The organism is Georgenia sp., assembly GCF_054605595.1.
The window spans coordinates 1-7,021 of the sequence record NZ_JBTSDU010000144.1 but is presented as its reverse complement, the minus strand read 5'-3'; the positions used below and the strand labels follow the sequence as shown (position 1 = coordinate 7,021).

Below are 7,021 nucleotides of genomic sequence, written 5' to 3'. Positions count from 1 at the left end.
GGGGGGGACGGGTCCGAAGAGGATCGGCGGTCTGAGTCTGGTGCGTTCCACCGACATCGCCGCTGCGCCCGTGAGGTCACACCCAGATTCGTCGCGGTTCGTCGACGGCGGGTGTTTGTGCCGACGGCGGGTGGTCGACCAGGCGCCGTCGGCACAAGAACCCGCCGTCGACGAGAGAGGTGTCGGAGCGGGTGCAGGGAGATGGGTGTCGGGGCGCGTGCGGGTGGGTGTGCCGGAACGAGCGGAGATCAAACGTGCGGGCGCCGTCACACGGGGCAAGCAGCCGTGCCGCGCAACCAGCCCGGGCGGGGCCGCGAGCGCGATCACGCCCGCACGCCGCGCCAACTCCCGGCACCCGGCACCGGCACCCGGCACCGGCTCCCGGAACCCGGCACCGGCACCGGCACCGGCTACGGCGTCTCAGGAATCATCTCGATCGCACCGCTGGGGCACTCCTCCACGCAGATGCCGCAGCCCTTGCAGTAGTCGTAGTCGATCTCGTAGGTCCCGTCGGGCAGCTTCTTCACGGCGTTGTCCGGGCACACCCCGAAACAGTTGTCGCAGCCGAAGCAGTTGCCGCAGGACATGCACCGTCGCGCCTCGAACAGCGCGGTCTCGGCGTCCAGACCCTTGACCACCTCGTCGAACGTGCCGGCCCGGCGCGGCCCCTCCAGACGTGACCGCACCTGGTGGGGCGCGTCGGCGTAGTACCAGGTGTTCAGGGCCCCGAACGATGCCTCCGGCGCCGGCGCCGGCACCACCGCGGGGACGTGGCGCAGGTAGGCGTCGATGTTGCGCGCCGCCCGCTTGCCGTGCCCGACGCCGACGGTCACGGTGCGCTCGGCCGGCACCATGTCTCCGCCGGCGAACAGGCCCGGGTACCCGGTCATGAGGTTCTCGTCGACGGCGACCGCACCCTGCTCGACCGCCAGGCCCGGCACGCCCTCGACGAGCGACAGGTCCGCCTCCTGGCCCAGCGCCAGCACGACCGAGTCCGCCTCGAGGTCCTCGAGCACCCCGGTGGACTGTGGGAAGCCGTTCTCGTCCAGCTTCATCTTCTCGATGGTCAGCTTTCCCTCGTCGGCGTAGGCGATGGTGGACAGCCACCGCATCTGCACACCCTCCTCGAGGGCCTCGAGGACCTCCGAGTCGTGTGCGGGCATCCGGTCGCGGGTGCGCCGGTAGACGATGATCGCCTCCTCCGCCCCGAGCCGCTTGGCGGTGCGAGCGGCGTCGACGGCGGTGTTGCCGCCGCCGTAGACCACCACGCGCCGGCCCAGCTGGGGGGCGTCGGCGTCGGCGACGTCGTGCAGCACCTGCACGGCGTCGAGGATCTTCGCGGCCTCACCGGCCGGGACGTAGGCGCGCTTGCCGATCTGGGCGCCGACGGCGAGCAGCACCGCGTCGAACTCGTCCAGGTCGGGCTCGACGGTGCTCACGCGCGAGTCGAGCTCGAGGGTGACCCCCATGTCCACGATGCGCTGGATCTCGGCGCCGAGGATGTCGCGCGGGAGCCGGTAGGCAGGGATGCCGTAGCGCATCATGCCGCCGGGCGCGGGGGCGGCGTCGCGCAGCGTCACCGCGTGACCCAGCAGACGCAGGTGGTAGGCGGCGGACAGCCCGGTGGGGCCGGCGCCGACGATCAGGACGCGCTTGCCGGAGTCCGGGGCGGTCACCGGAACGGTCCACCCCTGGCGGATGGCCTCATCGCCGAGGAAGCGCTCGACGGCGTTGATGCCGACGGCCTCGTCGAGCTGGCCACGGTTGCAGGCGATCTGGCACGGGTGGTAGCACACCCGACCCATCACGGCCGGTAGCGGGTTGTCGGCCATGAGGGTGCGCCAGGCCTTCTCGTAGCTGCCGTCCTCGGCGTCGTAGAGCCAGCCCTGGATGTTCTCCCCCGCGGGGCAGGCGGCGTTGCACGGCGGTAGGAAGTTCCGGTAGACGGGGCGCTCGACGCGCCACGCCCCGGTCCGGTTGGCGAGCGAGGACCCTACGTCCAGGGTGATCGCGAAGGGCTTGTCCATCGTCATGCCTCCTCGGTGTCGCGCCAGCTGCGCCGCGGCGGCACCGGTGCCGGGCGTTCGTGCATGTCCAGGCTCCCCGGACCGGCCGAGGTGGTCGGGACGTGGTCGTCGCTGGGCCGGGCGGGGTGCTCCAGGTGCGGGGCGGGCCCGGTCAGCACCGGCTCGCCGCTCGCCGGCTCGGGCACGGCGGTGTCCTCGAGGAGCCCGTAGCGGGCGATGTTGCGATCCGCGCCGGCCTGCAGCCGGGCGATGACGTCGTCGTTGCGGGTGGGCCGGAACAGGTGTGCGTAGCGGTTCTGCAGCCGCAGGTACTCCTCCACGGGGATCTGACGGCGGATCTTGCGCACCGAGGTGACCTCGCCGTGCTCGGCCTCGAAAACGGGGAAGACGCCCGACTCGGTCGCCATCCGGGCGATCCGCACGGTGTGGCTGGACGCGGAGCCCCAACCGAGCGGGCACGGCACGAAGACGTGCAGGTAGCGCGCGCCGTGCATGGTCATCGCCTTCGCCACCTTGGCCTCGAGGTCGCGCAGGTCGGCGACCGTGGCCGTCGCCACGTAGGGGATCTCGTGTGCCATCGCGATGCGCGGGACGTCCTTGCCCTGTCCGAAGACGTTGCCCGGCTCCGGACCCACCGCCTGGGTGGTGGAGGTCCGCGCGGCCGGTGGGGTGGCGCCGGAGCGCTGGACGCCGGTGTTCATGTAGCCGCCGTTGTCGTAGCAGATGTACAGGACATCGTCGTTGCGCTCGAACATCCCGGACAGGCAGGCGAAGCCGATGTCGACGGTGCCGCCGTCGCCGCCCTGGGCGACCGTACGGATGTCGTGGCGGCCGAGGGCCCGGAGCGCGGCCTGCACGCCGGTGGCGACGGCGGGGGCGTTGCCGAACAGCGAGTGCAGCCAGGGCACGCGCCAGGACGTCTCCGGGTAGGGGGTGGAGAACACCTCCAGGCAGCCGGTGGCGTTGACCGTGATCATGCGCCCGTCCGTGGCCTCCATGGCGGCGTCGAGCGCGTAGCGCGCCCCCAGCGCCTCCCCGCAGCCCTGGCAGGCGCGGTGGCCCGAGGTCAGCGCGTTGGCCCGGTCCGGGTCCGACTGGACGCTGGCCAGGTCGGGGTGGAGCAGGCGGTTGCCGACGGCGAAGCTGCCGACCTGGTAGAACCGCACGGGCGTGGTGGTCATCTGTCCTCCTCTAGCGCACCGCACCGACGGCGCCCGTGCGGCGGGCCCGTTCGGTGCGGTCTCGGGCGATCTCGCGCTCGACGACGTCGAGCTGGAGGTCCAGGAACGTGAGCGGGCCGAGCCGCCCGGCCCCGGCGTCGGCGATGACACCGGCGAGCGCGGCCTGCGTGATGGCGCGCCCGCCGAGCCCGGCGACGACGGTCACGATCTCGGTCCCGGTGCCCTCCAGGGCGGTGCGCAGGTCCTGGGTGACGACGCCGCCCACCCCCGGTGCGAAGGCGCGTTCGAGCATGACGACGCGGCGGGCACCGGCCAGCGCGGACCGCACGGCCTCGTAGGGGAAGGGGCGGAACGACGTCACGCCCAGCACCCCCACCGCCTCGCCCTGCCGGCGCTTGTCGTCGACGACGTCCTTGAGCGTGCCGAGCACGGAGCCCAGCGCCACCACCACGGTCTCGGCACCCTCGGTGCGATAGGGCCGCACGAGGCCGCCGCTGTCGCGTCCGAAGACCGCCTTGAACTCCCGTCGCACCCGCTCGATCACGTCGACGGCGTCGAGCTGGACCTGGTGGGCGAGGTAGCGCACCTCGGTGAACGCCTCGGGCCCGACCATCGCGCCGATGGTCACGGGATGGTCGGGGTCGAGGCGCTGGCGCGGGTCGATCGGGGGCAGGAAGGCGTCGACCTGGTCCTGCTCGGGTACGTCGACCGGCTCGACGGCGTGGGTGAGGATGAACCCGTCCATGCACACCATGACCGGGACGGAGAGCTCCTCGGCGATGCGGAAGGCCTGCACGTGCAGGTCCGCCGCCTCCTGGTTGTCCTCGGCATAGAGCTGGAGCCAGCCGGAGTCACGCTGGCTCATGGCGTCGGAGTGGTCGTTCCAGATGTTGATGGGCGCGCCGATGGCCCGGTTGGCCACCGTCATGACGATCGGCAGCCGCATGCCCGCCGCGTTGTAGACCGGCTCGACCATGTACAACAGGCCCTGGCTCGACGTCGCCGTGTAGGCGCGCGCCCCCGTGGCGGAGGCACCGATCGAGACCGACATGGCGGCGAACTCGGACTCGACGTTGATGTACTCGGCGGCCAGGTTCCCCATCTTCACCTGTTTGGAGAGTTCCTCGACGATGTGGGTCTGCGGGGAGATGGGGTAGGCGCCGATGACGTGCGGGCGGGCCGCGGCCACGGCCCGGGCGACGGCCTTGGACCCCTCGATCTGCTCACGCATGGGCGTGCTCCGTCCGGACGGTGTCGTGGGCGGCGGTCGCCGCGGCCACGTTCTTCTCCCCCGTCTCGCCCGGGAACCGGGCGCGCAGGGCCGCGAGCACGGCGTCGAGATCCAGACGGCCGTGCAGGGCGGCGAAGGCCCCGAGCAGGACGGCGTTGGGCAGCGGGCGCCCGAGGTGCTCGACGGCGATCTCCGTGGCCGGCACAGTGATGGCGTGCCCGGGTGGCAGGCCCGCAAGCTCCTCGGCGAGCCCCAGCTCCTCGATGCTGTGCCGGGAGTTGATCAGCGCGAATCCGCCGGGGCGCAGGCCGTCGAAGACGTCGATCGAGCGCAGCAGGGTGGCGTCCTGGACGATGACCGCGTCCGGGGTGAGCACGGGCTCCCGCACGCGGATGGGAGCGTCGGAGACCCGGCAGAAGGAGACCACCGGCGCACCGGTGCGCTCGGAGCCGAAGCTCGGGAACGCCTGGGCGTAGCTGCCCTGACGGAATGCCGCGTGGGCGAGCAGGTCGGCGGCGGTGACCACGCCCTGACCGCCGCGCCCATGGATGCGCACCTGGAACATCTGACCTCCTCGTCGTAGCGCACCTCCTTTGTACGGGCTGGCCGGGGTCCCCGACCGGGACCAACGTCCGGCCTGCCCGCCGGGAGCCGACCGCGGCGCGCGGAGCCGCGGACCACCCGGGGAGAGCCGGCGAGCCGGCGCAGGCGGGCCGGCGGGCACTGCCCGGCTCGAAGGCACGCTCGGGCCGGCCGCGAGGGCCCCGCCTAGCATGGGGTGATGGCCTCCAACCCGCGCCCGGACGTGCCACTGCCCGACGACGTCGCGGCCTACCTGCGGGCCGTGCCGGAGCGGTGGCGCGATCTGGTGGGCTCGGTCTTCGACGATGTCGCCACCGCGATGCCGCAGGGCTACGAGCTCGGCATGCACTGGGGCATGCCCACCTGGGTGATCCCGCTCGACCGGTTCCCCGCGACCTACAACAAGCAGCCGCTGGCCTACGTGAGCATCGGCGCGCAGAAGAACTACGTCTCGGTCTACCTCATGGGCGTGTACTCGGTGTCGGAGGAGCTCGACACCTTCCGGAAGTCGTGGCGCTCCTCGACCGGGAAGCTCGACATGGGCAAGTCCTGCCTGCGCCTGCGCACCCCCGAGGAGGTCGACCACGACCTCCTCGCCCGCACCGTCGCCGGCATGTCGGTCGACCGGTTCATCGAGACGTACAGGCGGATCCGGGACCGGTAGCCGAGCAGCGACCGCACCGGTAGCCGCCGGTGGGCTACCGGTGGCCGCCCGTCTCCGCCCCGGCGAGCCGCCCTGCGGAGACCACCGACCTGGGCCTAGGTTGGGTCCGAGGGGCCCTCGGGCCCACCGCCGAGCACCAGGAGAACCGCCCCGTGAACCTCGACCGTCCGCAGGCGCAGGACCCCTACGACAAGCTCCCGACCGTCCCGTCCTTCGCCCTGACCTCCACCGATCTCACCGACGGTGCCGCGATCCCCGCGGCGTTCACGGCAGCCGGCGGCAACGTCTCCCCCCAGCTCGCCTGGAGCGGGTTCCCGGCGCAGACCCGCGGTTTCGTGGTCAGCTGCTTCGACCCCGACGCACCGACGCCGTCGGGCTGGTGGCACTGGACCGTCGTGGACCTCGGCCCCGACATCACCGAGCTGGAGCAGGGCGCGGGCGAGTCCGACCTGATGCTCCCGGGTGCGGGCTTCCACGTGCGCGGCGACGGCGGCGCCCACTCCTACGAGGGGGCGGACCCGCCCGCCGGGGACCGGCCGCACCGGTACGTCTTCGCCGTTCACGCGCTCGACACGGAGACGCTCGAGCTCGAGGAGGACGACTCCCCCGCGAACGTCGGGCTCCACACCCTCCTCCACACCATCGCCCGCGCGACGCTGACGGTCACCCACCAGGCCCGGTGAGCGGGGGCCCGTGCCAGGGCCGACGGCGGCACTCGGGGAGGACGGCACCGGCACCTTCGGCGCACTCGTCCGCACCGGTACCGGTGTCCGCGCCGGTACCGGTGTCCTCGCCGCGCCGACCTTCCCCGGCTATCGTGGCGCCATGAGCGAACCGACGACATATCTCCGCCTGCTGCGCGAGCAGGTGGGCCACGAGTTCGACGCGCACCAGCAGTACATCGCCATCGCAGTCTGGTTCGACTCCCACGACCTGCCCCAGCTGGCGGCGCACTACTACCGGCAGGCGGTCGAGGAGCGCACGCACGCGATGATGATCGTGCAGTACATGCTCGACCGGAGCCTCGAGGTGGAGATCCCGGCGGGCTCCCCGGTACGCAACGACTTCGCCGACGTCACCGAGCCCCTCTCGCTCGCCCTGGCCCAGGAGCAGCAGGTCACCGCGCAGATCGAGGCGATCTTCCGCGCCGCCCGTGCGGAGAACGACGCCCTCGGTGAGCAGTTCATGCTCTGGTTCCTCAAGGAGCAGGTGGAGGAGGTCGCCTCCGCCACCACGCTGCTGACGGTGGCCCGGCGCGCCGGGGAGAACCTCTTCGACCTGGAGAACTACGTCGCCCGGGAGCAGACCGGCGCCGCCGGTGCGTCGGCCGACGCAC

General features: G+C 72.4%; 7 protein-coding genes. 3 read left to right on the top strand and 4 right to left on the bottom strand.

Annotation, left to right across the window (positions count from 1 at the left end):
* Positions 1 to 410: 410 nt before the first annotated feature.
* The 4 genes from ACYC1Z_RS13275 to ACYC1Z_RS13260 are packed head-to-tail and all read right to left on the bottom strand — an operon-like array spanning position 411 to position 5,004.
* Positions 411 to 2,027 (bottom strand): NAD(P)-binding protein, encoded by a 1,617-nt coding sequence (locus ACYC1Z_RS13275; RefSeq protein WP_461409998.1) that lies wholly within the window; start codon positions 2,025 to 2,027, stop codon positions 411 to 413.
* A gap of 2 nt (positions 2,028 to 2,029) precedes the next feature.
* A complete protein-coding gene (locus ACYC1Z_RS13270; protein ID WP_461409997.1) occupies positions 2,030 to 3,208 on the bottom strand; it encodes a thiamine pyrophosphate-dependent enzyme in 1,179 nt (392 codons plus the stop codon).
* Positions 3,209 to 3,218: 10 nt separating this feature from the next.
* Positions 3,219 to 4,439, bottom strand: a complete 1,221-nt coding sequence (gene porA, locus ACYC1Z_RS13265; protein WP_461409996.1) for a pyruvate ferredoxin oxidoreductase — start codon at positions 4,437 to 4,439, stop codon at positions 3,219 to 3,221.
* The gene (locus ACYC1Z_RS13260) at positions 4,432 to 5,004 is read right to left on the bottom strand and encodes a 2-oxoacid:acceptor oxidoreductase family protein (RefSeq protein ID WP_461409995.1); all 573 of its coding nucleotides are present in this window, start codon (positions 5,002 to 5,004) and stop codon (positions 4,432 to 4,434) included. Before ACYC1Z_RS13260 ends, porA begins: the two co-directional genes overlap by 8 nt.
* A 216-nt stretch (positions 5,005 to 5,220) precedes the next feature.
* Between ACYC1Z_RS13260 and ACYC1Z_RS13255 the strand changes: the two genes are divergently transcribed.
* The 3 genes from ACYC1Z_RS13255 to ACYC1Z_RS13245 all read left to right on the top strand — a co-directional run.
* Positions 5,221 to 5,685, top strand: a complete 465-nt coding sequence (locus ACYC1Z_RS13255) for a DUF1801 domain-containing protein (protein ID WP_461409994.1) — start codon at positions 5,221 to 5,223, stop codon at positions 5,683 to 5,685.
* 152 nt (positions 5,686 to 5,837) lie between these two features.
* Entirely contained in the window at positions 5,838 to 6,368 is a 531-nt protein-coding gene (locus ACYC1Z_RS13250; RefSeq protein WP_461409993.1) for a YbhB/YbcL family Raf kinase inhibitor-like protein, read from the top strand.
* A 142-nt stretch (positions 6,369 to 6,510) separates the two neighbouring features.
* A partial coding sequence (locus ACYC1Z_RS13245; RefSeq protein WP_461409999.1) for a ferritin occupies positions 6,511 to 7,021 on the top strand: 511 nt, incomplete at its 3' end.

Excerpts from the sequence above, each read along its gene's own strand:
- ACYC1Z_RS13270 (WP_461409997.1), bottom strand. The coding sequence starts at position 3,208 with ATGACCACCACGCCCGTGCGGTTCTACCAGGTCGGCAGCTTCGCCGTC.
- ACYC1Z_RS13255 (WP_461409994.1), top strand. The coding sequence starts at position 5,221 with ATGGCCTCCAACCCGCGCCCGGACGTGCCACTGCCCGACGACGTCGCG.
- porA (WP_461409996.1), bottom strand. The coding sequence starts at position 4,439 with ATGCGTGAGCAGATCGAGGGGTCCAAGGCCGTCGCCCGGGCCGTGGCC.
- ACYC1Z_RS13275 (WP_461409998.1), bottom strand. The coding sequence starts at position 2,027 with ATGGACAAGCCCTTCGCGATCACCCTGGACGTAGGGTCCTCGCTCGCC.
- ACYC1Z_RS13260 (WP_461409995.1), bottom strand. The coding sequence starts at position 5,004 with ATGTTCCAGGTGCGCATCCATGGGCGCGGCGGTCAGGGCGTGGTCACC.